The sequence below is a fragment of the Ruegeria sp. YTSA135 genome (genome assembly GCF_059610165.1).
On sequence record NZ_JBXWNC010000009.1, the window covers coordinates 76569 to 99985 of the forward strand.

At 58.3% G+C, this 23417-nt stretch carries 22 protein-coding genes; 9 read left to right on the forward strand and 13 right to left on the reverse strand.

Annotated features, from left to right (window positions below; all coding sequences use genetic code 11):
* Position 1: 1 nt before the first annotated feature.
* Complete coding sequence (locus AC2FIT_RS13460) at positions 2–1528, reverse strand: AMP-binding protein (protein ID WP_496830225.1); 1527 nt, start codon at positions 1526–1528, stop codon at positions 2–4.
* A 133-nt stretch (positions 1529–1661) separates the two neighbouring features.
* Between AC2FIT_RS13460 and AC2FIT_RS13465 the strand changes: the two genes are divergently transcribed.
* The gene (locus tag AC2FIT_RS13465) at positions 1662–2267 is read left to right on the forward strand and encodes an OmpW/AlkL family protein (protein WP_496830227.1); all 606 of its coding nucleotides are present in this window, start codon (positions 1662–1664) and stop codon (positions 2265–2267) included.
* A 44-nt stretch (positions 2268–2311) separates the two neighbouring features.
* On the opposite strand, the gene AC2FIT_RS13470 is transcribed toward AC2FIT_RS13465, so the two are convergent.
* The 3 genes from AC2FIT_RS13470 to AC2FIT_RS13480 all read right to left on the reverse strand — a co-directional run bounded on the left by AC2FIT_RS13470 (position 2312) and on the right by AC2FIT_RS13480 (position 5546).
* Positions 2312–3475, reverse strand: a complete 1164-nt coding sequence (locus AC2FIT_RS13470) for an isovaleryl-CoA dehydrogenase (RefSeq protein ID WP_496830229.1) — start codon at positions 3473–3475, stop codon at positions 2312–2314.
* A 160-nt stretch (positions 3476–3635) separates the two neighbouring features.
* Complete coding sequence (locus AC2FIT_RS13475; protein ID WP_496830231.1) at positions 3636–4835, reverse strand: DegT/DnrJ/EryC1/StrS family aminotransferase; 1200 nt, start codon at positions 4833–4835, stop codon at positions 3636–3638.
* 39 nt (positions 4836–4874) lie between these two features.
* Positions 4875–5546 (reverse strand): HAD-IA family hydrolase, encoded by a 672-nt coding sequence (locus AC2FIT_RS13480; RefSeq protein ID WP_496830233.1) that lies wholly within the window; start codon positions 5544–5546, stop codon positions 4875–4877.
* Between the two features lie 134 nt (positions 5547–5680).
* Here AC2FIT_RS13480 and glmU point away from each other — a divergent pair, with 134 nt between their 5' ends.
* From glmU to AC2FIT_RS13500, 4 genes are read left to right on the forward strand one after another with little or no spacing between them, the layout of a single operon-like run.
* Positions 5681–7036 carry a bifunctional UDP-N-acetylglucosamine diphosphorylase/glucosamine-1-phosphate N-acetyltransferase GlmU gene (glmU, locus tag AC2FIT_RS13485; RefSeq protein WP_496830235.1) on the forward strand — a complete coding sequence of 452 codons (1356 nt, stop codon included), beginning with the start codon at positions 5681–5683 and terminating at the stop codon, positions 7034–7036.
* A 3-nt stretch (positions 7037–7039) separates the two neighbouring features.
* Entirely contained in the window at positions 7040–8860 is a 1821-nt protein-coding gene (glmS, locus tag AC2FIT_RS13490) for a glutamine--fructose-6-phosphate transaminase (isomerizing) (RefSeq protein WP_496830237.1), read from the forward strand.
* Positions 8861–8863: 3 nt separating this feature from the next.
* On the forward strand, positions 8864–9406 hold the full coding sequence (locus AC2FIT_RS13495; protein WP_496830238.1) for a pyridoxamine 5'-phosphate oxidase family protein: 543 nt from the start codon (positions 8864–8866) through the stop codon (positions 9404–9406).
* A gap of 7 nt (positions 9407–9413) precedes the next feature.
* Positions 9414–10100, forward strand: coding sequence for a DNA alkylation repair protein (locus tag AC2FIT_RS13500; protein ID WP_496830240.1), 687 nt, complete (start codon positions 9414–9416; stop codon positions 10098–10100).
* Here AC2FIT_RS13500 and AC2FIT_RS13505 read toward each other — a convergent pair.
* Entirely contained in the window at positions 10088–10519 is a 432-nt protein-coding gene (locus AC2FIT_RS13505) for a hypothetical protein (protein ID WP_496830242.1), read from the reverse strand. The genes AC2FIT_RS13500 and AC2FIT_RS13505 overlap by 13 nt on opposite strands.
* A gap of 90 nt (positions 10520–10609) precedes the next feature.
* On the opposite strand from AC2FIT_RS13505, the gene moaA reads away from it, so the two are divergent.
* A complete protein-coding gene (moaA, locus tag AC2FIT_RS13510; RefSeq protein ID WP_068335589.1) occupies positions 10610–11617 on the forward strand; it encodes a GTP 3',8-cyclase MoaA in 1008 nt (335 codons plus the stop codon).
* Between the two features lies 1 nt (position 11618).
* Complete coding sequence (locus AC2FIT_RS13515; protein ID WP_496830244.1) at positions 11619–12941, forward strand: 3-deoxy-D-manno-octulosonic acid transferase; 1323 nt, start codon at positions 11619–11621, stop codon at positions 12939–12941.
* Between the two features lie 39 nt (positions 12942–12980).
* On the opposite strand, the gene AC2FIT_RS13520 is transcribed toward AC2FIT_RS13515, so the two are convergent.
* From AC2FIT_RS13520 to AC2FIT_RS13550, 7 genes are all read right to left on the reverse strand, one after another.
* Positions 12981–14144, reverse strand: a complete 1164-nt coding sequence (locus AC2FIT_RS13520) for a M20 aminoacylase family protein (RefSeq protein ID WP_496830246.1) — start codon at positions 14142–14144, stop codon at positions 12981–12983.
* A 55-nt stretch (positions 14145–14199) separates the two neighbouring features.
* Positions 14200–15342, reverse strand: a complete 1143-nt coding sequence (locus AC2FIT_RS13525; RefSeq protein ID WP_496830248.1) for an MFS transporter — start codon at positions 15340–15342, stop codon at positions 14200–14202.
* 69 nt (positions 15343–15411) lie between these two features.
* Positions 15412–16689, reverse strand: coding sequence for a DUF3422 family protein (locus AC2FIT_RS13530; protein WP_496830250.1), 1278 nt, complete (start codon positions 16687–16689; stop codon positions 15412–15414).
* A gap of 106 nt (positions 16690–16795) precedes the next feature.
* Positions 16796–17152, reverse strand: coding sequence for a VOC family protein (locus AC2FIT_RS13535; protein ID WP_496830252.1), 357 nt, complete (start codon positions 17150–17152; stop codon positions 16796–16798).
* Positions 17153–17300: 148 nt separating this feature from the next.
* Complete coding sequence (locus AC2FIT_RS13540) at positions 17301–18749, reverse strand: NAD(P)(+) transhydrogenase (Re/Si-specific) subunit beta (RefSeq protein WP_496830254.1); 1449 nt, start codon at positions 18747–18749, stop codon at positions 17301–17303.
* A 13-nt stretch (positions 18750–18762) separates the two neighbouring features.
* Positions 18763–20334 (reverse strand): Re/Si-specific NAD(P)(+) transhydrogenase subunit alpha, encoded by a 1572-nt coding sequence (locus tag AC2FIT_RS13545; protein WP_496830256.1) that lies wholly within the window; start codon positions 20332–20334, stop codon positions 18763–18765.
* Between the two features lie 129 nt (positions 20335–20463).
* Positions 20464–20913 carry a methyltransferase family protein gene (locus AC2FIT_RS13550; protein ID WP_496830258.1) on the reverse strand — a complete coding sequence of 150 codons (450 nt, stop codon included), beginning with the start codon at positions 20911–20913 and terminating at the stop codon, positions 20464–20466.
* 174 nt (positions 20914–21087) lie between these two features.
* On the opposite strand from AC2FIT_RS13550, the gene kynU reads away from it, so the two are divergent.
* The gene (gene kynU, locus AC2FIT_RS13555) at positions 21088–22281 is read left to right on the forward strand and encodes a kynureninase (protein ID WP_496830260.1); all 1194 of its coding nucleotides are present in this window, start codon (positions 21088–21090) and stop codon (positions 22279–22281) included.
* Here the strand turns inward: kynU and AC2FIT_RS13560 are convergent.
* Entirely contained in the window at positions 22274–22852 is a 579-nt protein-coding gene (locus AC2FIT_RS13560) for a TetR/AcrR family transcriptional regulator (RefSeq protein ID WP_496830262.1), read from the reverse strand. The genes kynU and AC2FIT_RS13560 overlap by 8 nt on opposite strands.
* Before the next feature lie 99 nt (positions 22853–22951).
* Between AC2FIT_RS13560 and AC2FIT_RS13565 the strand changes: the two genes are divergently transcribed.
* Positions 22952–23416 (forward strand): (2Fe-2S)-binding protein, encoded by a 465-nt coding sequence (locus AC2FIT_RS13565; protein ID WP_496830264.1) that lies wholly within the window; start codon positions 22952–22954, stop codon positions 23414–23416.
* Position 23417: the final 1 nt, after the last annotated feature.

Here is a 23417-nt window from a genome sequence, read left to right on the forward strand (position 1 = left end):
TCTATACCCTCAATTCCGCTCTCGCCCGCGCTTTCAATTCCTTGCGGATAACCTTACCCGTCACCGTCATCGGCAACTCCTTTAAGAAAGCCACTTCTCGTGGATACGAATAATGCGCCAGGCGCGCTTTGACCCAATCCTGTAACTCATGTTCCGCAGCCTCAGCCTCTGGTTTCAAAACCACATAGGCTTTCACGATCTCGGTGCGCAGCGGGTCGGGCTTGCCGACCACGCCGACAGTCGCCACTGCCGGATGGGTCAGCAGGCAGTCCTCGATCTCGGCCGGGCCGATGCGATACCCGGCGGACGTGATCACATCATCGTCGCGGCCCACGAAGCGCAGGTAATCGCCATCCCACACGCCGCGGTCGCCGGTGATCAGCCAGTCGCCGCGGAACTTTTCAGCGGTGGCTTCAGGCCGGTTCCAGTATTCCAGCAGCATTGAGGCCGAGCCGCGCCGGATGGCTACGTCGCCCTCTTCGTTCGTCGGGTTGCCGTCCTTGTCGATAACCGCAACCTCATGCCCCGGCACCGGCTTGCCGATACAGCCTGGTCGCACCGGGAAATCCACGTCGCAGGAGGAAACGACCATGTTGCATTCAGTCTGACCGTAGAATTCGTTGATCGTCAGACCAAACGCCTTCTGCCCCCAGGCCAGCATCTCAGCCCCCAACGGCTCGCCCCCGGACGCGACCGAGCGCAGACCGGGAATCGCCTGATCCGCAGCCTTCAGCATTCGCAACGCGGTCGGTGGGAAAAATACGTTGCGCACGCCCCCACGCGCGATCACGTCGACGCAGGCTTCTGGGGTGAATTTCTCAAGCCGTACGGCGACCACGGGAATGCCGAGCGCCAGACCGGGCATCAATACGTCGAACAACCCGCCAATCCAGGCCCAGTCGGCGGGTGTCCATAGGCAGTCGCCTTCCCGCAGATGATTGTGGCTGATCGAAACACCGGGCAAGTGGCCGGTCAGAACCCGATGGCCGTGCAGCGCGCCTTTAGGGCTGCCCGTGGTGCCAGAGGTGTAGATCAAAACCGCAGGGTCTTCGGAGCCGGTATCCGCATAGGGCAGCGGGTCATGCGACGGTACGATCTGGTCAACCACGACGGGTCGGGCCAGATCGCCTACCAACGCCGCCCCTTCGGTATCCGTCAACACAAGCAACGCGCCCGCATCCCCTACCCGCGACGCTAAGGCATCGTGCTTGAACAACTTGAACAAGGGAACCGAGATCGCGCCGATCTTCCAGATTGCAAGATGTGCCGCCGCACACCACGGAGATTGGCTGAGAAGAACACCAACCCTGTCACCAGGTTGAACCTGCATTTTCAGGTCATGCGCTATTCCGTCCGCCATGCGCTGCAATGCGCCATAAGTGATGGCCTCACAACCACCGCCGGTCAAATCGATGATCGCAACACGATCCTTTGGCTGAGAAAGGCACTGCTGCGCCATATTCAGCCTGTCGGGGATTAACCAGCCCCCGTTTTTTTGCATCCCCGGTATGCAATCAGCGGGATGCATTATGAAATTCCTTTATTTCCAATGCATTACAATCAACCACAATTCGAAGGGGTACGCCCACTTGATGTAGATCAGAGTCTGCCCGACCGCACGTGTGCAAAACACACTCATCAACATATTCAAGGGCCATAAAATGACCAAAAAACTCGTTGCTTTGACGCTCTCCACCGCGCTTGTTGCGCTCGCCGCCCCCACCTTCGCCCAGAATCAAGGTGACTGGACCGTTGGTGTCGGTGTTGGCTACCTTGATCCCAAATCCGACAACGGCACATTGGCTGGATTCGACGCCGAAGTGGACGCAGACACCAGCGCGATCTTTACTGTCGAGTACTTCGTCCGCGATAATCTGGGTGTCGAATTGTTGGCCGCCACGCCTTTCAGCCATGAGGTCACCTTGGGCGGCAGCGTAGATGCCGGGTCGGTCAAGCATCTGCCCCCGACCTTGTCGCTGAATTATCATTTTCCGACGAACAGCGTATGGAAGCCCTACGTTGGCGCCGGCATTAACTACACCATCTTCTTTGACGAAAGTTCGCCCCTGGGTGATCTGGAGGTCGATAACTCGGTCGGTGTCGCGGTTCAGGCCGGTTTGGACTACATGGTCTCTGAAAACGGTGCCGTTCGTCTGAATGTCCGCTGGTTCGACATCGACTCGGACGTCGAACTGGACGGAACCGATATCGGCACTGCCGAGATCGATCCCTGGCTGGTCGGCATATCGTACGTCCATCGCTTCTGAACCTTCTTCAAGACGCCCCGTCACATTCTGGCGGGGCGTTTTCCTTAGGTCATCTCGTTCATCATTTCGCGCCCAATCAGCATCCGGCGGATTTCGCTGGTGCCCGCGCCGATCTCCATCAGCTTTGCGTCGCGGAAAATCCGGCTAACCGCCGAATCCGACAGGAACCCGGCACCACCCATCGCCTGAACGGCCTGATGCGCCTGCACCATCGCCTGTTCCGAGGCATAAAGACAGCATGCAGCCGCATCCTGACGGGTCACATCACCCCGGTCACATGCTTTTGCGACCTCGTAAACATAAGCCCGCGCGGAATTCATCGCCGTGTACATATCGGCGATCTTACCTTGCATCAGTTGAAAGCTGCCAATCGGCTTGCCGAATTGCTTGCGCTCGGCCAGATACGGCATGATCTCATCCAGACAGGCGGCCATGATCCCGGTTCCGATCCCGGCCAGAACCACACGTTCATAATCCAGACCGGACATCAGAACAGCAACGCCCTTGCCCTCTTCACCCAGTACGTTTTCGAAGGGCACCTCGACATCTTCGAAAATCAGTTCGGCCGTATTCGAGCCTCGCATCCCCAGCTTGTCGAAATGGGGCGAGGTCGAGAACCCCTTCATCTCTTTCTCGATCAGAAACGCCGTTATCCCTTTTGAACCTGCATCCGGATCGTTCTTGGCATATACCACCAGCGTATCCGCGTCCGGCCCGTTCGTAATCCAATATTTGTTGCCGTTCAGACGGTAGTGATCGTTGCGCTTTTCCGCGCGCAGTTTCATCGACACCACGTCAGAACCGGCCGAGGCTTCGGACATCGCCAGCGCGCCCACATGTTCGCCCGAGATAAGACGCGGCAAGTACTTTGCTTTCTGCGCGTCATCGCCGTTCAGCTTAATCTGATTGACGCAAAGGTTCGAATGCGCCCCATAAGAAAGCGAGACCGAGGCCGAGGCCCGCGCGACCTCTTCCACAGCAACTGTGTGGGCAAGATACGACATCCCCGCGCCGCCATATTCCTCGGGTACCGTGATACCCAGCAAGCCGAGATCGCCCATTTCTTTCCAAAGCTCATTCGGAAAAGCGTTAGACGCGTCGACATCAGCCGCCATCGGCTTGACCCGCTCCTGCGCCCAGCGATGCACCATCTCGCGCAAGGCATTCACGTCTTCGCCAAGATCGAATTGCATTGTGGCCATGAACATTCGCGACCTCCTCCTTCGCATAAATGAACAGACGTTCAATAAACTGATATCAGCCTGATCATTCCGGGTCAACGATCCTCTGCAAAACGTCGCCCAAAAACGCAGACAACCGCCCGAAAAGGGCGGCTGTCAAAAATCAGAGCGTGCGCTGAAAGCGCACTCAATTGGATCGAGACTGATAGACCGCGCCGACCTCAGCCCGGATGATACGCGCGATCAGGCGGCAATCATCCAGTGAAAAGGTAAGAGGCACGCGCATATCCATGACACCGGCGAGGATGCGGTCACTGGCAGGAAGCGGCTCGCTGTCCGCATAGCGCCAACTGTCATAGCGCGAGGTAAAACCTGTTGGCTCGGCCCCACCGAACCACTTCAACTCAACCCCTCGGGCCGCGCAGCGCCGGATAACCTCGGCTATACGTTCGGGCGACCAATCAAGCAGCAGGAACTGGATGGACGAGCCGACATAGGTCTCTTGCGGTGGGCGATCAACGATGGCCAGACCGGGTGTGTTTCGAAGGCCGGCCTCAATCTCGTGATAGCGTTCGTTCCAGCGCCGCACCTGTCGGTCCAGATCGCGCAATTGCGGGCGCAGGATCGCGGCGCGCAGGTTGTCCATGCGGCCAGAGACGTTTGGGGTGGTGTATTTGATTCTCTCAAAAACCTCGGGCCCGGGCGCGGCCAAATGGCGCTCGTACAGCATGTAAGAGCCTGACAGCATCGTAGCCTTGGCCGCAATCTCTTCGTCATCGGTGATCAGCAGGCCGCCTTCACCGGAATTGACATGCTTATAGGTTTGGCAGGAATAGCACCCGATCGCGCCCTGACGCCCCGACATCTGGCCGCGCCATGCGGCACCCATTGTGTGGGCGCAATCCTCGATCACCGTGACGCCTGCGGCATCGCACATCTGCATCAGCCGATCCATATCGCACAAGTGCCCGCGCATATGGCTCAACATCAGCACACGCGCCTGATGCAGCTTTCCCTCAAGATCATCCAAATCTATGGTCAGGTTTTCTGTCACGCCCACAAAAATCGGCTTGGCCCCGACCGAAGCAATCGACCCGGGCACCGGGGCGAGCGTAAAGGCGTTCGTCAGAACCGGATCACCCGGCTTGACCCCAATAGCCCGCAACGCGGTCGCCAAAGCATAGCCGCCGGACGACACAGCCAAGCAGTATTTTGCCCCCATCTGGGCCGCGAATTCCTGCTCCAGCAACGCGGTTTCACCCAGTTCACCGGGTACAACATTGTAACGGTGCAGGCGTCCGTGGCGCAGCACGACCATCGCGGCCTCGATTGCCTCTTCGGGGATGGGTTCCTGCTGGGTGAAGCTGCCAGTGAATGTCTCGGTCATAAGCACGTTGTGGTGCTACCAGCGGTCCGGGTCAAGAGATCAAGCCGCCGCACCGATCAGGCCAGTAACAAGGTCAGGCAGATCGTCGAAATGATGCAACAGGGCTTCGGGCTCCAGCGCGGCCATATCGTCGCCGGACGGGCCAAAGGTCACCAGGACCGAGGGCACACCCGCCGCCCGCGCCGTGTTCCTGTCGGTATCCGAGTCGCCGATCAGCACACACCAATCCGGATGTCCGCCCGCCCGGCGCGCCGCCTCGCGCAGCGGTTCCGGATCGGGTTTGCGCACTGGCAGCGTGTCGGCCCCCACAAGCGAGGCGAACTGATCACGCACCCCCATCTGGGTCAATAACTGTTCTGCAAGTGCCTCTGGCTTGTTGGTGCAGATGCCCACACCATAACCCGCAGATTTCAGCATCTCGACCGCTTTCAGCGCACCGGGGTAGAAATGTGTGTGGGTGTCGATGGCCTGCGAATAAGCCTGCAGCAACGTTGGATAATAGGTGTTAACAGTGTCCTCATCATAGGCGCCGACCCGTTTCAGCCCATAGGTCAGCATCATCCGCCCGCCCCGCAATGCGACTGCCGCATCCTGCTCGCGGTTCAGAACGTCTCCGTGCCCCATCTGACGAAAACAGTGGTTCGCGGCGGCCAGCAGATCGCCCGATGTATCAGCCAGAGTTCCGTCCAAATCAAAGATAACCGTGCGCATGATACCTCCTGCCTCGGCGGGTTTTTGCCGTATCGTGTTGCAAACGGCAATCTTGTTTGATGGCTGAACCGCTTGCGCCCCTGCCCTCAGCGGATAAAACGGACGCCAACAAAACACAAAGAGAAATCGTTTTCATGAGCACTGCCCTTGTCATCCTTGCCGCAGGAAAAGGTACCAGGATGAAGTCGGATCTTCCAAAGGTTCTGCATCCCATGGCCCAAACGCCGATGCTGGTTCACGCCATGCGCGCGGGGGCCAGTCTTTTACCGGATCGTACCGTTATCGTGGCCGGCCACGGGGCCGAAGCCGTTGAAAAAACCGCGAAGGCAGAAGATGAAAGCGCAATCGTTGTGCGTCAGACGGAACAGCTTGGTACCGCTCATGCGGTCGCGCAGGCGCGCGAGGCGCTTGCAGGATTTGATGGTGACGTGATCGTTTTGTACGGCGATACGCCGTTTGTCGAACCGGACACCCTGCGCCGAATGATCGACGCCCGCACCTCGCATGACTTGGTGATGCTGGGTTTTGACATTGCCGAGGTTCAACCCCGGTACGGTCGCTTGGTCATGGACGGTGATCGGTTGGTAAAGATCGTCGAATACAAAGACGCCACCGAGGAACAGCGCGCTATTCGGTTTACCAACAGTGGCCTGCTGGCCTGCGACGCCGCGCTTTTATTCGATCTGATCGACCAGGTCAGCAACGACAATGCCTCGGGCGAGTACTACCTGACTGAGATCATCTCCCTCGCCAATGCACGCGGTCTGAGCGCCACCGCGATCAAGTGTGCTGAATCCGAAACTCTGGGCGTGGACTCGCGCGCGGACCTTGCCGCTGCGGATGCTGAATTCCAGACCCGGGCGCGTGCTGATCTGCTGGACATAGGTGTTACACTGATGGCCCCGGAAACCGTCTACCTGGCGGCGGATACCGTCATCGGCCGCGACACGGTGATCGAACCAAACGTGGTCTTCGGCCCCGGCGTCACGGTCGAAAGTGGCGCGACTATCCGGGCGTTTTCACATTTGGAGGGGTGCCACGTCAGTCGCGGCGCGATTGTAGGCCCATATGCACGCCTGCGCCCCGGTACGGAACTGGCCGAAAACACCCGCATCGGCAACTTCGTGGAAATCAAAAACGCTGAGATTGCCGAAGGCGCCAAGGTTAATCACCTCAGCTATATCGGCGACGCAACGGTGGGCGCTGCCACAAACATCGGCGCGGGCACGATCACCTGCAATTATGATGGCGTCATGAAGCACCGCACCACTATTGGTGAGAATGTGTTTGTTGGCTCGAACACCATGCTTGTGGCCCCTGTAACGGTAGGCGATGGCGCAATGACGGCAACCGGCACAGTCGTCACCCGCGATGTTGAGCCCGACGCACTGGCCGTGGCCCGCGCCAAGCAGGACAACAAGCCCGGCTATGCGCGCAAATTATTTGACATGCTAAAGGCGAAGAAGGCTCGCCGCGACAAAGGAGCCTGATCCATGTGTGGAATCGTAGGTGTATTGGGCGATCACGAAGCCGCCCCCATTCTGGTCGAGGCTTTAAAGCGGCTTGAATATCGTGGCTATGACAGTGCGGGCATCGCAACGGTCAATGATGGCGTTCTTGGGCGCCGCCGTGCGGTGGGCAAGCTGGTCAACCTCAGCGATCTGTTGGTGCATGATCCCCTGCCAGGAAAATCCGGCATTGGCCATACCCGCTGGGCCACCCACGGCGCACCCTCCGTTACCAACGCACATCCGCATCAGGCCGGACCGGTCGCTGTTGTGCACAATGGGATCGTCGAGAACTACCGCGAACTTCGCGCCGAACTGGCCGAGCATGGCGTAAATTTCGTGACCGAGACGGACACCGAAACTGTCGCCCTGATGGCCGCGTACTACCTCGACACTGGCCTTTCCCCGGTTGATGCCGCGTTCGAGACCATCAAGCGACTGAAAGGGGCGTTCGCCTTGGCCTTTCTGTTCAACGGTGAAGATGACCTGATTGTGGCGGCCCGCAAGGGCTCGCCCCTTGCGATCGGGCATGGGGTGGGTGAGATGTTTGTAGGATCAGACGCAATTGCGCTGGCCCCGCTAACTGACCGCATCACTTACCTTGAGGAAGGCGACCGCGCGGTGGTGACCCGCACCTCGCTTGAAATCCGCAACGAGGCCGGTGAACTGGCTAACCGCAAAACCCGCAAGATCAAGCTGGATCAGACACGCGCGGACAAAGCTGGCCATAAACACTTCATGGCCAAGGAGATCGCTGAGCAACCCGCTGTAGTGGCCGAGGCTATCCGATCTTACCTGCCCACGGGCGGGGACAGGGTTGTGCTTCCGGACAATCTTGATTTCTCCAAGCTGGACCGCCTTACAATGGTCGCCTGCGGTACAGCGTTCTATGCCTGTCTGACTGCGAAGTACTGGTTCGAACGTCTGGCCAAAATGCCCGTTGAGGTCGATATCGCCAGTGAATTCCGGTACCGCGAACCTCCGATCCCGGGGCGGACGGCGGCTCTTTTCGTGAGCCAGTCGGGGGAAACCGCTGATACTCTGGCCGCGCTGCGCTATTGCGAGGGTAAGGCCGACAAGATCGTGTCGGTGATCAATGTTCCCGAGAGCTCGATCGCAAGGGAAAGCGACATTGCCCTGCCAATCCATGCAGGGGTGGAAATTGGTGTGGCTTCGACCAAGGCGTTCACCTGTCAACTGAGCGTATTGCTGATGTTGGCATTAAAAGCAGCGGCGGACCGGGGTACGTTGAGCGATGAGGATTTGGCCGACCATGCCGCCGCGCTGCGAGGCTTGCCAACGGCGCTGAATGCAGCACTGGATCAGGACCCCGCCATCAAGAAATCCGCCCAACGCTTGTCCGAGGCGCGCGACGTGCTGTTCCTGGGTCGCGGTCTGATGTATCCGCTAGCGATGGAGGGTGCGCTGAAACTCAAGGAAATCAGCTATATCCACGCCGAGGGTTATGCTTCGGGCGAACTAAAGCACGGCCCCATCGCCCTTATCGACAAGCACATGCCGGTGGTTGTGATGGCACCGCGCGATGCGGTGTTCGACAAGACCGTCTCAAACATGCAAGAGGTCATGGCGCGCAAGGGTAAAGTCATTCTGGTTTCAGATGATGACGGCATTGCCGAAGCCGGGGATGGCACCTGGAGCACCATTCGCCTGCCTCATATCCATCCAAGCCTGGCTCCGATCCTCTATTCGATTCCGGCGCAGCTACTGGCCTATCACACGGCAATCGCCAAGGGCACCGATGTGGACCAGCCCCGCAATCTGGCTAAATCAGTTACGGTGGAGTGAACCATGGCCAAGCAATTCCCGGAACTGCAAGACGCCCACAGCAAGTTCATCGAAGAGCAACACATGTTCTTCGTTGGCACCGCCGCACCGGATGGGCGAGTGAATATCTCGCCCAAAGGGATGGACTCATTGCGCATTCTGGGACCCGGTCGTATCGTTTGGATGAACCTGACCGGCAGTGGCAACGAAACGGCCGGGCATCTGCTAGAGACCAACCGCATGACCTTGATGTGGTGCTCCTTCACCACGCGGCCCCTGATCCTGCGTGCTTACGGAACCGCTCGTACGCTGCATGTTGGTGACGCGGGTTGGGATGAAATGGCTGATCTGTTTCCTAGTCATCGCAGCGCACGGCAGATTTATGACTTGGAGATTGATCTCGTCCAGACCTCCTGTGGTTACGCGGTGCCGTTTATGGAGTATCAATCCGAGCGCGACACCATGCAGAAATGGGTTGATGCAAAGTCCGATGACGATATCCGCGCCTATTGGGTGGAAAGGAACCAACAGACGATAGATGGCAAACCCACGCGCGTAGCCGACTGACCGACGGATGCTGAACACCTATCTAGACCAGATCAAGACAAAAGCTGATCCAGAGCGCGCTGCGCAAATGGCGACCTATCACAAGGTCGACCGCCCTTACCTTGGTGTTGCAAATCCCGTTCTGAACGACCTGACAAAAGCATGGCGCAGGGAACTGGATGTGCCCGCGCGCGTGGAATTGGCAGATGAGCTATGGCAATCCAACATTCATGAGGGCAGGCTGGCCGCCGCAAAACTGCTGACACAGGCGCGCATTCGCCCGGATGAGGCAGTCTGGGCGCTATTGCAAAGCTGGCTACCCGATTTCGATGCCTGGGCCGTGGCGGATCACGCCTGCATGGCGATGCAAAAACGCCCGTCAGCCGACCCGGCCCGGTTGGATCAGGTCGAACTCTGGACGACCTCGGACCATATGTGGGCCCGACGCGCGGCGTTGGTGGCCACGCTGCCTTGGACCAAGCAGAACCACCCCAAACCCGACGACTTGGCTCGGCGCGACCGCATCCTTGGGTGGGCCGCAGGTTACGTACCCGACCGCGATTGGTTCATTCAAAAGGCCATCGCGTGGTGGCTGCGCGAGTTGTCAAAACACGACGCACCGAGAGTGGCCGCTTTTCTGGTCGAACACGGAAGCGCGATGAAACCTTTTGCCCGTCGCGAGGCCGGAAAATACCTGAAAGATCAGTTGGAATAGACCTCAAGTTCAACCAATTCGTCGAAGGGCAACAAAAGGGCACGCATCGCGTCAAGGGAGAGCCGACTGCCGCCGCTTTCTGGTCCTCCGGCTGGAACCAGAGTAATGTAGGCCTGCGATCCGGTTCGTGGGACCACGACTCGCCCGGTGAATTCGGTGTCGACCAGAGGGGTCTCTAGCCACCGGCCCGGCGTGGTCGGATCACCCAACCCGGCGATGGTCGTCTTTGCCCCGACCCAGCCAACGGCTGTGGCCGCTACGGGCTCGGGCTCAACAGGTTCTTCAACCACGGCCTCTTCAACCGTGACCTCATCAGCCTCGGGCGGGGCTTGGTCCCCGCCAAAGACGCGGTCTGTCGTCGACCGAACGGTGTCGCATCCGGCCACGAGAACACACAAAGTGATTAGTACATACTTCATGCTGTCAGCTTATCCCCCCGCGCGCATACGTGCCAGCGCAAAGGAAACTTCGCTCTTGTCGTTGGCGAGCCTCGCCTTTACCTATATCGCATGACTGCTCCGCTTATTGACCCGTTCGCACGTGCGATCACTTATCTCCGCGTCTCTGTCACGGACCGATGCGATTTCCGCTGTGTCTACTGCATGTCCGAGGACATGAAGTTTCTGCCGAAAAAGGACCTGCTTACGCTGGAAGAGTTGGACCGCATGTGTTCGACCTTTGTGAAGATGGGGGTTGAAAAGCTGCGCATCACCGGTGGCGAACCGCTTGTGCGCCGCAATATCATGTCGTTTTTCAATAGCATGACGCGCCATCTTGATAGCGGCGCGCTGAAAGAGCTGACGCTGACCACCAACGGTTCACAGCTGCATCGTTTTGCCGACGACCTGTATGCGGCGGGTGTGCGTCGTGTAAACGTGTCACTGGACACGCTGGACGAAGACAAGTTTGCCAAAGTGACCCGCTGGGGACGCTTGAAACAGGTGCTGAACGGGATCGACGCAGCGCAGAAGGCCGGACTGCGGATCAAGATCAATGCCGTGGCCCTCAAGGGGTTCAACGAAGAAGAATTGCCCTTGATCACGAAATGGTGCGCCGAACGGGATATGGACCTGACCTGGATCGAGGTCATGCCAATGGGCGATATCGGCAACGAAGATCGGCTGGACCAGTATTGGTCTCTCAAAGACGTGCGCAAGGAATACGAAAACCACTATACCGTCACTGATCTGGCCGAGCGTTCCGGCGGGCCGGCGCGCTATGTACGGCTTGAAGAATCCGGCCAAAAGATCGGTTTCATCACACCGCTGTCCCACAATTTCTGTGAAAGCTGCAACCGCGTACGGCTAACTTGCACGGGCGAGCTTTACATGTGCCTTGGCCAAGAAGACATGGCTGACCTGCGCGCCCCCCTGCGCGATCACCCCGACACCGAACAGCCATTGGAGGAGGCGATCCGCGCGGCGATCAACCTGAAACCCAAGGGCCACGATTTCGATTATTCCCGCCAAACGGTAGACGGCAAGATGAGCCGCCACATGAGCCACACAGGCGGCTGAAATGCCAGGCATTCCTGGCCGCCCTACGCTACTTTATCACCTGTATTGTGGTCTGACTTCCGTTGCGTCTCCGCTTGTCTGGCGCACTGTGCGCAACAAGCTGCAAGCCGCGGACGTTCCCAAGACCCGACAACAGGAACGCTTGGGGCATGCCAGCCTTCCCCGCCCGGACGGAGTATTGGTCTGGTTTCACGCAGCCAGCGTTGGTGAAACCCTTTCGGTCATCAGCTTGATCAAACGGCTGGGTGAGCGCTTGCCCGGGGCCGAGTTCCTGATCACCTCTGGCACGCCTACATCTGCCGCGCTGATCGAAAAACGCATGCCGCCCCGCACACGCCACCAATTCCCGCCGCTGGACACCGCGGGTCCCGTACGGCGTTTTCTGGATCATTGGCGCCCGGATACAGGTATTTTTGTCGAAAGTGAAATCTGGCCACGCCTTGTTGTGGAAGGCGCCCTGCGGGACATTCCGTTGGCGCTGCTGAACGCGCGCCTGTCGGACAAGTCCGTCGAAAACTGGAAAAAACACCCCGATACGGCTCGGTTCGTCCTGGATCATTTCCTTCTGTTCCTGACCCAAAATGACAAAACAGCCCGAAACCTGATAGACATGGGCGCACGTCCGGAGCGCGTTCAACCGGGCACGAACCTAAAAGCAATGTCCGACCCCCTGCCCGTAGATCAGGCCACGCTGTCTGACATCCGCGCGCAGATCGGGAACCGCCCGGTCTGGATCGCCAGTTCAACCCATGCGGGCGAGGAAGAAACGGTTCTGGCCGCCCATTCCGAACTGCTGAGACGGTGGCCAGATTTGTTGCTGCTGCTGATCCCACGCCACCCTGAACGCCGGTCAGAAGTTACCGCGCTGCTGGACCAAGCCGGACAGAGATCCGCGATCCGCTCGGCAGGCGACAGGATCTCAGAGGAGACTCAGGTTTACGTGGCGGACACGCTTGGCGAAACTGGTACGTGGTACGCGCTTAGCCCCATCGTGTTTCTGGGGGGGTCGCTAAAAGAGATTGGCGGCCACAATCCGTTCGAACCCGCGCAAGCCGGTGCTGCGGTGATCACCGGGCTCGGCTATTACAACTTTGCTGAAACCTTCGCCCCTTTGATCGCATCGGGCGGCGCGCTGCAAGTGCAGTCATCCGCCGAACTGGCCGAGGCCGTAGCCACATGGCTTACTGACCAAACCGCACTGGATAGGGCACGCGCTGCTGCAAAGACTTGCGTGAACACCCAAAAAACAGCGCTGGATGCAGTTGTCGAAACACTCTGCACCCAACTTAGCCTCTCAAGTCAGAATTCAACTGCGTCGGGCTGATGGCAAGTCGCTGTCAGCGCGTGTCCTTGCCGTTAACCTTCACGCTACGGGCATCCGTTGCTCGACAATTTCGGCCCACCAGCTACACCCGGCCGGAATAGCCTCATCATTGAAGTTGTACTCGGGATGATGCACTGCCGCCGTGTCGCCATTGCCAACGAGAATATAGGCGCCTGGTCGCTCTTCGAGCATAAAGGCGAAGTCCTCGCCGCCCATGATCAAGGGCGCCTCATCGCAGTTTCCTGATACGGATCGGGCGACATCTGCTGCAAAATCGGTTTGCTCGTCGCTATTCACCATCACCGGATACCCCCGGTAATATGTCACCTCAGCAGCCCCGCCGAATGTCACTGCGATGCCCTGACATATCTCGCCGATGCGTTTTTCCGCCAGATCTCGCATCTCTTTGCTCATCGTGCGGACCGTCCCCTTAAGGTGGACTTTCTGCGGGATCACGTTGAACGCTTTGGACGAGGTTTCGAACGACGTGACCGATACCACAACCTGATCCACGGGGTCGGCATTGCGCGCCGCTATCGTCTGCAGCGCCAGAACCGCCTGCGCGGCCATGACTGTGGTGTCTATCGTCTCATGCGGTTTGGCCGCGTGTCCGCCCTTGCCCTCGAACGTGATGTCGAATTGATCGGTCGCCGCAAAGAAAGCGCCCGGACGAATGGCGAAACTGCCGACGGGACGACCGGGCCAGTTGTGCATGCCGTAAACCTCTTGAATGCCCCAGCGGTCCATCATGCCATCTTCGCACATCTCACGACCGCCGCCGCCGCCCTCTTCTGCGGGCTGAAAAATCACTACGACCGTTCCGTCAAAGTTCCGGGTTTCCGACAGGTATTTCGTAGCGCCCAGCAACATGGCCGTATGGCCGTCATGGCCGCACGCATGCATCGCCCCATCGGTTTTTGAGGCATAGTCCAGCCCCGTTTCCTCATGGATGGGTAAGGCGTCCATATCGGCCCGCAACCCGATCACCTTGCCGCCTGTGTCGGTTTTGCCCTTAATCACGCCAACAACCCCGGTGCGACCAATGCCGGTCACCACCTCATCGCAGCCAAATTCCTTGAGCTTGTCGGCAACCAAGGCGCTGGTGCGGTGCGTTTCGAACAGAATTTCAGGGTTCTCATGAATATCGCGCCGCCATTCAGTGATCTCACCTTGCAATTCGGCAAAACGGTTCTTGATTGGCATAGTTCTCTCCCATCTATTTTTGTCGGAGTGTGACCCCGATTGCGCCTTTGTGTCCTTAGTCCAAGCGGGCTGGCCGAAGCGCGCCGGACAGCAAGACAATCAAAACGGCCAAGGGCAACAAGGCCGCGAACGCCAAGCGTAATGTAAGCATTTCGGCAAGAAACCCAATAAGCGGTGGACCGATTAGCAAACCCCCATATGCCAGAGTGGCCACGCTGGCGATGGCCTGCCCAGGCGGTACGTTTGCATCGCTGGCGGCCCGGCTGAACGCCAGCGGCATGATAACTGCGTAGCCGATGCCCATGAGGGCAAAGCCGACCAGCGCCAACGCCGGTTCGGCAGTTGAAACAACTGTGAAAACACCAATCGCCGCGCACACTCCGCCAAACCGCGCAGTCGCGACGGGACCAAACCGAGAGATAACGAACCCGCCCGCCAGTCGGAAGGCCACCATAGTCACCGAGAACACTGCATACCCCAATGCCGCAATGCTTTCTTCCGCGCCTGTCACGTCGCGCAGGAATATCGCGCTCCAATCAGCGACGGCCCCTTCTCCAAGTGCGCCGCACAGAGCGGTGAACCCCACAAGGATCAGCGCGCCAGACGGCAGTGCGAACACCGCAGCGCCCGAAGATGCGGCCTTGCGTGAAGTCCACCGAACCCAGGACAGTGCCAACGTCAAAGCAACAACAATCCCACCCATCAGCAGAAAGTGCTGCATTACCGTCAGCCCCATCTGCACCGCGCCATACCCGCTGAGCGCGCCCAGCCCAGCACCTAAGCTCCACATCGCGTGAAACGAGGACATGACAGGTTTGTCATAGGCGTGTTCAACCTCGGCCGCCCAGGCATTCATGGCGACATCCATTGAGCCGTGAAAGGCCCCGAACACGAACAGAAAACCTGCCAACGCCCAAAAGCTGTCAGCCATCGCCAGCAGAATCAGGGACAACGTATAAAGCACCGCGATGACCCGCGTTATGGATACAGCCCCAAACCGATCGGTGAGGCGACCCGTCACCGGAAACGAGCACACCGCACCGGCCGCCATGAACAACAATCCATAGCCCAACGCCTCATGCGTCAGGCCCAGATGATCCCGCACTGCGGGAATGCGGGACGCCCAGATGCCAAACAGCGCACCGTTCAGGATGAACATGGCGGCTACGGCCCGCCATGCAGCTGCGATTCCAATCACCGATTACCCTTTGCAAATCGCGTCAAACGGCCCTGTTCTACAGGCTTAGGATACTTTGGCAATCGCGGATTACCTGAGCTTTCCACGGATCTTCCGGAGCGCAAACCAAACGATCAACACTACGGGTATCGTCACTGCTGCCGTCAGCGTGCCCTTGCTGACCTCGGAGCTTGTCAGGGGATGCAACAGATAGCTAACCAGCGAAACCGCATAGTAGCTAACCGCCACAACAGACAATCCTTCGACCGTGTGTTGCAACCGCAAGGCCAGGTCGGAACGGCGGTCCATGCTTTCCAGCAAAGCCTGGTTCTGTGCGCTGCGTTCTACATCTACGCGCGTCCGCAACAATTCGCCCGCGCGGATCGCCCGGTCCGACAAAGCCTGCAAGCGACGCTCGGTCGACTTCACCGTTCGAATAGCAGGATCGTAGCGGCGCATCATGAAATCAGCAAAACTTTGACCGCCTTGAAACCGCTCTTCCCTAAGTGCCTCGATCCGTTGGTTGACAATGGCCTCATAGGCACCCGTAGCCCCAAACCTGAAAGAGCATTGGGCAGAGAGGGTCTCCAACTCGATCGACGTTGCCAGCAAATCGGGAAGCAACTCGTCAGGATGGGCCGAATTGTTGGTCATCTGCCCCATCAGGTCGGTCAGTTTGCCATCCAAGGCCCCGATGCGGGGCGACAATTGTTTGACGCGCGCAAAGCCTAGCATCGACATGGCCTTGTATGTCTCGATTTCGCACAGGCGCTGGATGATCCGTCCGGTCCTGCGCCGCCCCGTGCTGTTGGCCACGAACAGTGCAAAACGCATATGCCCCGTGGCATCTATACGAAAATCGCTGGCACAGATGGCCGAATCGTCCAACACCCGCGCCACCGCCAGGCTTTCCGGTTCGAACCAGTCAGCCAAGGCGACCTTGACCGCGTCATCCTCTTCGCGATCAACCACGCGCAGCATCAGCGAAGTGACCCGCTGACCCGGACAGGTAGATAGCCAGTCTTTCGGAAAAACCTCGAAATCCGCTGGGTCGAACGGGCGGTCACTGACGTTCTGCGTAATCGCAGTATAGGTGACGAATTCGGTATGCTGTTCCCACTTGAGCCAGTGGCGACCGATCTGCCCCGCGAAATGAGTGGCGTTTGGCTGCGGATGCTGCGCACCGTGCCGGTCCAAAAGGTCGATCAGATGCGTTAAGTCCTCACTGCGATCACGGGCCACTGCGGCCACCGGTTTTTTGATCGCCAGAAAAACCACCGTGCATGGCGTTTCGGCCACTGGAAAAGGGCGGGCGTGCAGTTCATTGGCCAAGGTATAGCGCAGCGGGTGGTCGTCCATGGGCGTCATGCGGGGCTCCGTTTCGTCCGTGGCACTATACGACACACCCAGAATACATCAATTCCGTTTTTTTTCAGTTACTTACACGGATACGACAGTATACATTCCCCCTATCTCATTGATTTGACTGCCACAGCTCGATCGGATTGCCTTCGGGGTCGTGTATCCGTGCGAATTTTCCAACCTCGCTGTTCCAGTCCGGGTTGGTCTCAACCTCTATTCCCGCTGCCTTCAGCTGCTTGGTCAGGGCGTCCAAGTCATCAACGCGGAAATTGATCATCCATTGTTGTTCGTCCCGCCCGAAATACGCTGTGTCCTGGGCGAAGGGTGCAAAAACCGTGTACCCCTCGCGCTGCTTCCACGGCACTGGATCATAATGATTGACGCCCAGATATTTCTCATACCAGGCGCTCAACGCTTGAGGGTCGCGCGCACGGAAGAATACACCTCCGATACCGTTGACTTTCTGCATACCCGCCCTCCTTTTCAAGCTCAGGCTAATCATACCACAGCAGCGTGTTTTGACTGGCTACCAATTCGCGAAGGTCAGAAGGCAAAGCACGCCACAGAACAAAAAAGGGCGCCCTTAGGCGCCCTTGGTATTGGGATTAAACCCTTGATCACTCGATCATCGGTATCAGCTTGTCCAACGACTGTTTGGCGTCGCCGTAGAACATGCGGGTGTTTTCCTTGAAGAACAGCGGATTCTCGATACCCGAATATCCGGTGCCTTGACCGCGTTTACTGACAAACACCTGCTTGGCGTTCCAGCATTCCAATACCGGCATGCCGGCGATGGGGCTGTTGGGGTCTTCCTGTGCCGCAGGGTTTACGATGTCGTTCGAGCCGATCACGATGGCAACATCCGTATCCGGGAAGTCATCGTTGATCTCGTCCATTTCCAGAACGATGTCGTAGGGCACCTTTGCCTCGGCCAGTAGCACGTTCATGTGGCCCGGCAGACGACCGGCAACGGGGTGGATCGCAAAGCGCACCTCTTTGCCCTTGGCGCGCAGCTTGCGGACCAGTTCGGATACCGACTGCTGTGCCTGCGCCACCGCCATGCCATAGCCAGGGATGATGATGATGCTGTCGGCATCGTTCAGGGCCGCCGCAACACCATCGGCGTCAATGGCCACCTGCTCGCCCTCGACAGCCATCTGTTCCCCCTGCGGACCGCCAAAGCCGCCGAGGATCACGCTGACGAAGTGCCGGTTCATCGCCTTGCACATGATGTAGGACAGGATCGCACCGGACGAGCCCACCAGAGCACCGACCACGATCAGCAGGTCGTTTCCTAGACTGAAGCCGATCGCCGCAGCCGCCCAGCCCGAATAGCTGTTCAGCATCGACACAACCACCGGCATGTCCGCGCCACCGATACCCATAATAAGGTGATAACCAATGAACAGCGCCGCCAGCGTCATCAGGAACAGCGGGAAGAAACCGCCTGAGCTGGTGTACCAGATCAGACAGATGAACGACAAACCCGCCGCCGCGGCGTTCAAAGCGTGGCCACCGGGCAGCTTGGTCGCAGCCGACGTCACCTTACCTGCCAGTTTGCCATAGGCCACGACCGAGCCGGTAAAGGTGATCGCACCGATGAAGATACCAAGGAACAGTTCAACGTGCAGGATCGCCAGCTCAGCCGAGGTTTTCTTGGCAATCAACGCGGCGAAGGTGCCAAAGCCCTCTTTCGCCAGTTCAGCATCTGCCGACGCCAGTGCCTGAGCCACGTTGCCGATTTCAAAATGCGCGTTGAAACCAACAAACACAGCGGCCAGACCAACCAGCGAGTGCATCGCAGCGACCAGTTGCGGCATCTCGGTCATTTGGACGCGCTGCGCCACATATTGACCGATCAGACCGCCGCCGATGATCAGCAGGATCGACAGCAGCCACAGACCCGAACCCGGACCGACCAGAGTGGCAAAGACCGCCAGCGCCATACCGACGATGCCGTACCAGACCGCGCGTTTGGCGCTTTCCTGGTTCGACAGGCCGCCGAGGGAAAGGATGAACAGAACAGCCGCAACAACATAGGCAGCAGTGGTGAAGCCAAATTCCATGTGCCCGGCCTCCTTAAGATTTCTGGAACATGGCAAGCATGCGCCGGGTTACGAGGAAACCGCCGAAGATGTTGATCCCGGCCATGAAGACAGACAGCGCCGCCAGCAGAATGACCAGGAACGACCCCGACCCAATCTGCATCAACGCCCCCACAATGATGATCGACGAGATCGCATTGGTGATCGCCATCAGCGGTGTATGCAGCGAATGTGAGACATTCCAAATCACCTGGAAGCCCACAAAAATCGCCAGCACAAAGACGATGAAGTGCTGCATGAAGCTGGCCGGAGCAACCAGCCCTACCAACAGCATCAGCGCTCCGCCCACACCCAGCAGGGTGAACTGCTGTTTGGTTTGCGCCTTGAACGCCGCGATTTCCTGCGCCTTCTTCTCTTCCGGGGTCAGTTCCTTGACCTCGGGCTTTTTCTGCGCCGCAATCGCCTGCACCTTGGGCGGCGGCGGTGGGAAGGTGATCTCGCCCTCATGGGTCACGGTCGCGCCGCGGATCACGTCATCTTCCATGTCATGATTGATCTGGCCGTCCTTCTCGGGCGTCAGGTCCGTCATCATGTGACGGATGTTTGTCGCATACAGAGACGAAGACTGCGCCGCCATTCGGCTGGGGAAATCGGTATAGCCGATGATAGTCACGCCATTATCGGTCACGACCTTTTCGTCCGGCACAGTGCCTTCCACATTGCCGCCACGCTCCGCCGCAAGGTCAATAATGACCGAGCCCGGCTTCATCGCCTTCACCATATCCTCAAGCCACAGCTTGGGCGCAGGTCGGTTGGGGATCAGGGCTGTGGTGATGACGATGTCCATTTCAGGCGCAAGCTCGCGGAACTTGGCAAGCTGTGCGTTGCGGAATTCCTCGGACTGGACCGAGGCATAGCCGCCGGTGGCCGCGCCATCCTGCTGATCCTCTTCGAAGTCCAGATAGACGAATTCCGCCCCCATGGATTCGACCTGTTCGGCCACTTCAGGGCGCACGTCGAACGCATAGGTGATTGCACCCAGCGACGTCGAGGTCCCGATCGCGGCCAGACCGGCCACACCGGCCCCGACGATCAGTACCTTGGCAGGCGGCACCTTACCCGCCGCCGTCACCTGACCGGTGAAGAAACGACCAAAATTGTTACCCGCCTCAATCACCGCGCGATAGCCTGCGATATTCGCCATGGACGACAGCGCATCCATTTTCTGCGCACGTGAGATACGCGGCACCATTTCCATGGCGATGACGTTTGCGCCCTTGGATTTGGCTAGCTCCATCCCCTCTTCATTCCCTGCAGGATTGAAGAACGAGATCAACGTCTTACCCTTTGTCAGACGCTTAAGCTCTGTCTCGGTCGGCACCCGAACCTTGGCAATTATATCAGCCGCTTTCCACAATGCCGCAGCTGTTTTGACCAACTCAACACCGGCAGATTCATACGCTGCATCGGAAAAACCAGCCGCCTGACCGGCCCCTTTCTCGATCAGGCACTCATAGCCCAGTTTCTGCAATTGCACGGCAGACTCAGGCGTCATTGCAACCCTGTTCTCGCCGTCAAAAATCTCTTTCGGTGTGCCTATTTTCACTGGCAGTCCCCCTAAATTTAACTCTGTTCGATCGGGTGAGCGGTATTGTTTGTTAAGCAAACGTTTATCTTGCGCAACATTGTTTCACAAGCATGGCAATCGTTACGCTGTGTCACCGGTTGTGCCATGCTAAATCCATCTGCGTGTTTTGCGTTCATAGCGGGCGAAATCCGCACGAAAAGTGCGACGCAAGCGGTCCTCCTCGGGCAGGATAAAGCGGCGCTCTAACACCCAGACAAAAACCGGGATCAATAGCAAAGACAGTACTGCATCGAACCGCAGGACCAACCCAGCAAATATCAGAACATCGCCAACATAGATCGGGTTGCGGCTGCGCTTGTAGATACCCGACTGCACCAACGCATCGGGTGTTTGATGCGGAACAACGGTTGTTTTGTGACGGCGGAACTCGACGACCGCGAGAACCGCTATCAAGATGCCGCCTCCGATCAGAAATCCGCTGAGCAAATCGGTCAAACCGCTTTCCAGTGACAGCCCCATGGGCAGGTGACGCGCCTGTAGCCAAGCCAGCAATACAAAACCGGCAAGCCAAACAGGAGGGATATTGATCCAGCGCATAGTCAGTTCTCAGGCCTTACATCACGTAAAGCACGTGACATTTCTGAGCGCTGTCCTAACGCTTTGAAACCAGATTGGCAAAAGTTCAGGTTGTCGCATCGATGGACAGGCAGAAATGGATAGGATACGCCAGACGAAATCACCGCAACACAGTACGAAGGTAGAGACCCCAGTATGACCGACTTTGCCGCAACCAAAGCCATGTTCGATCTGCCCGAGGGCATCATTTACCTGGATGGCAATTCGCTTGGCCCCCTGCCAAGCGCTGCGGGCAAGCGCGTGAATGACATGATGGTCAAGGAATGGGGGCAGATGCTGATCACGGGCTGGAACAAGGCTGGTTGGATGGCTCTGCCCACGGCTCTGGGAGATCGTATCGGGCGGTTGATAGGTGCCGCGCCCGGATCGGTTGTGACCGGCGATACTTTGTCAATCAAGGTGTATCAGGCCGTCGCTTCGGCACTGGAACTGCGTCCTGATCGAAAAGTTGTACTTTCGGACAGCGGTAACTTCCCGTCTGATCTTTACATGGTGGAAGGCCTGTTGCGATCGCTCGGGACAGACTATGAGCTGCGCGTTGTTGCGCCCGAGGATGTGGCCGCGAATATCACAGAAGATGTCGCTGTTCTGATGCTGACCGAAGTCGACTATCGCAGCGGTCGCATGCACGACATGAAAGCGTTGACCGAACTGGCACATGCCAACGGTGCAGTAACAGTCTGGGATCTGGCCCACTCTGCCGGTGCGATCCCGGTCGATCTGACCGGCTGCAACGTCGATTTCGCGGTGGGATGTACATACAAGTATCTGAACGGAGGACCGGGCGCGCCAGCCTTTATCTATGTCGCGCCACGCCTTGCGGATCGGGCACGACCGGCCCTGTCAGGCTGGCTTGGGCACGAGGCACCCTTTGCTTTCGACTTGGATTACCGCCCCGGCACCGGGATTGAGAGGATGCGTGTTGGAACCCCTCCGATCCTGCAAATGACCGCCTTGTCAGCCGCGATGGATATCTGGGACATGGCTGATATGGCCGATGTGCGCGCCAAGTCCATTGAGCTGACCGAGTTGTTCATTGCCCGCGTCGAAGCAACCTGCCCCGAGCTGGAGCTGGTCAGCCCGCGTGACCCGAGCCAGCGCGGCAGTCAGGTGTCGTTCCGCTTCAATGACGGATATGCCGCTATGCAGGCCTTGATTGCCCGCGGTGTAATCGGAGATTTCCGTGCGCCCAACATCATGCGCTTTGGCTTTACCCCGCTTTACATCGACGAACAGGATGTCGAAGGCGCGGTTGAGATCCTAGCCGATGTCATGAACAATCGCCTGTGGGACGCGCCCGAGTACAAGGTGCAGCAGAGGGTTACCTGACCTCAAGCCCCGCACCGATCAAGGACGCGATCTGGGCAACCTGCTTTTCATAGGTCTCGGCCCCCGCGCCGGCCAGCTTCAGCCCTTTCAGCGTGGCCGTAATTGTCCGCCCGGTTTCGGCCGAATCTGCTGGCATTTTGACCCGACCAGCCTGCGCTTGCTGCGTCAGCCAGTCTGCATAGTGCTTGGCCAGTTCGGCCTCACCCTCGGCAATGATGTCGGCCGCCATGGACTTGGTGTTATCCAGCATCTCAAGCCCGTGAGGCGAGGCCAATATGGTCGCCATCCCGGCAGTTTGTGCCTGCACTGCACGTGTGAGAACCTCGGGCACTGTGCCTGAGGTCGCCAGCGCCTCGGCCACGGCAGCGCTTTTATCGGCGTAATAAACCTCAGTCAGTTTTCTGACGATCGCCTCTTTGTTTTTGTAGTGTAGATACACTGCCGGGCGGGACATGCCGGCGCCGCGCGCGATGTCATCCATCGACGTTTTCCGGTACCCATAAGCGGCAAACGCCTGAAAGGCCGATGCCAGGATTGCCTTTTGCCGTGGATCATCAACTGTGTCCGTCATATCTGAACCCGTGACATCTTCTGTCTATTTTGTCAATTGACACAGTGACATTTTACGACAATTATGTCAGAAACCAGCTACAGCTACGTGAGGTGCGCCATGGCAACCGCCCTGAAGATCAATGGAAAGCAACATCAGATTGATCTGCCCGACGACGTACCCCTGCTTTGGGTATTGCGGGATGAGGTCGGCTTGACAGGAACCAAATTCGGCTGTGGTGTTGCGGCCTGCGGGGCTTGTACCGTTCATATTGATGGTGAAGCCGTACGCTCATGCCAGGTGGCACTGTCGGATGTCTGGGGCGATGTCACGACAATCGAAGGGATCGGATCGCCTGATGCGATGGCTGCAATCCAACAAGCGTGGGTCGATCACCAAGTGGCGCAATGCGGGTACTGCCAGTCAGGCCAGATCATGCAGGCCGCTGCGTTGCTGACGGAAAATCCTGCCCCTTCGGACGCAGATATTGATGACGCTATGCAAGGCAACCTTTGTCGCTGTGGCACCTATCCTCGCATTCGCGCCGCCATTCATGATGCAGCCAGCAAGTTGAAGGAGGCGTAAA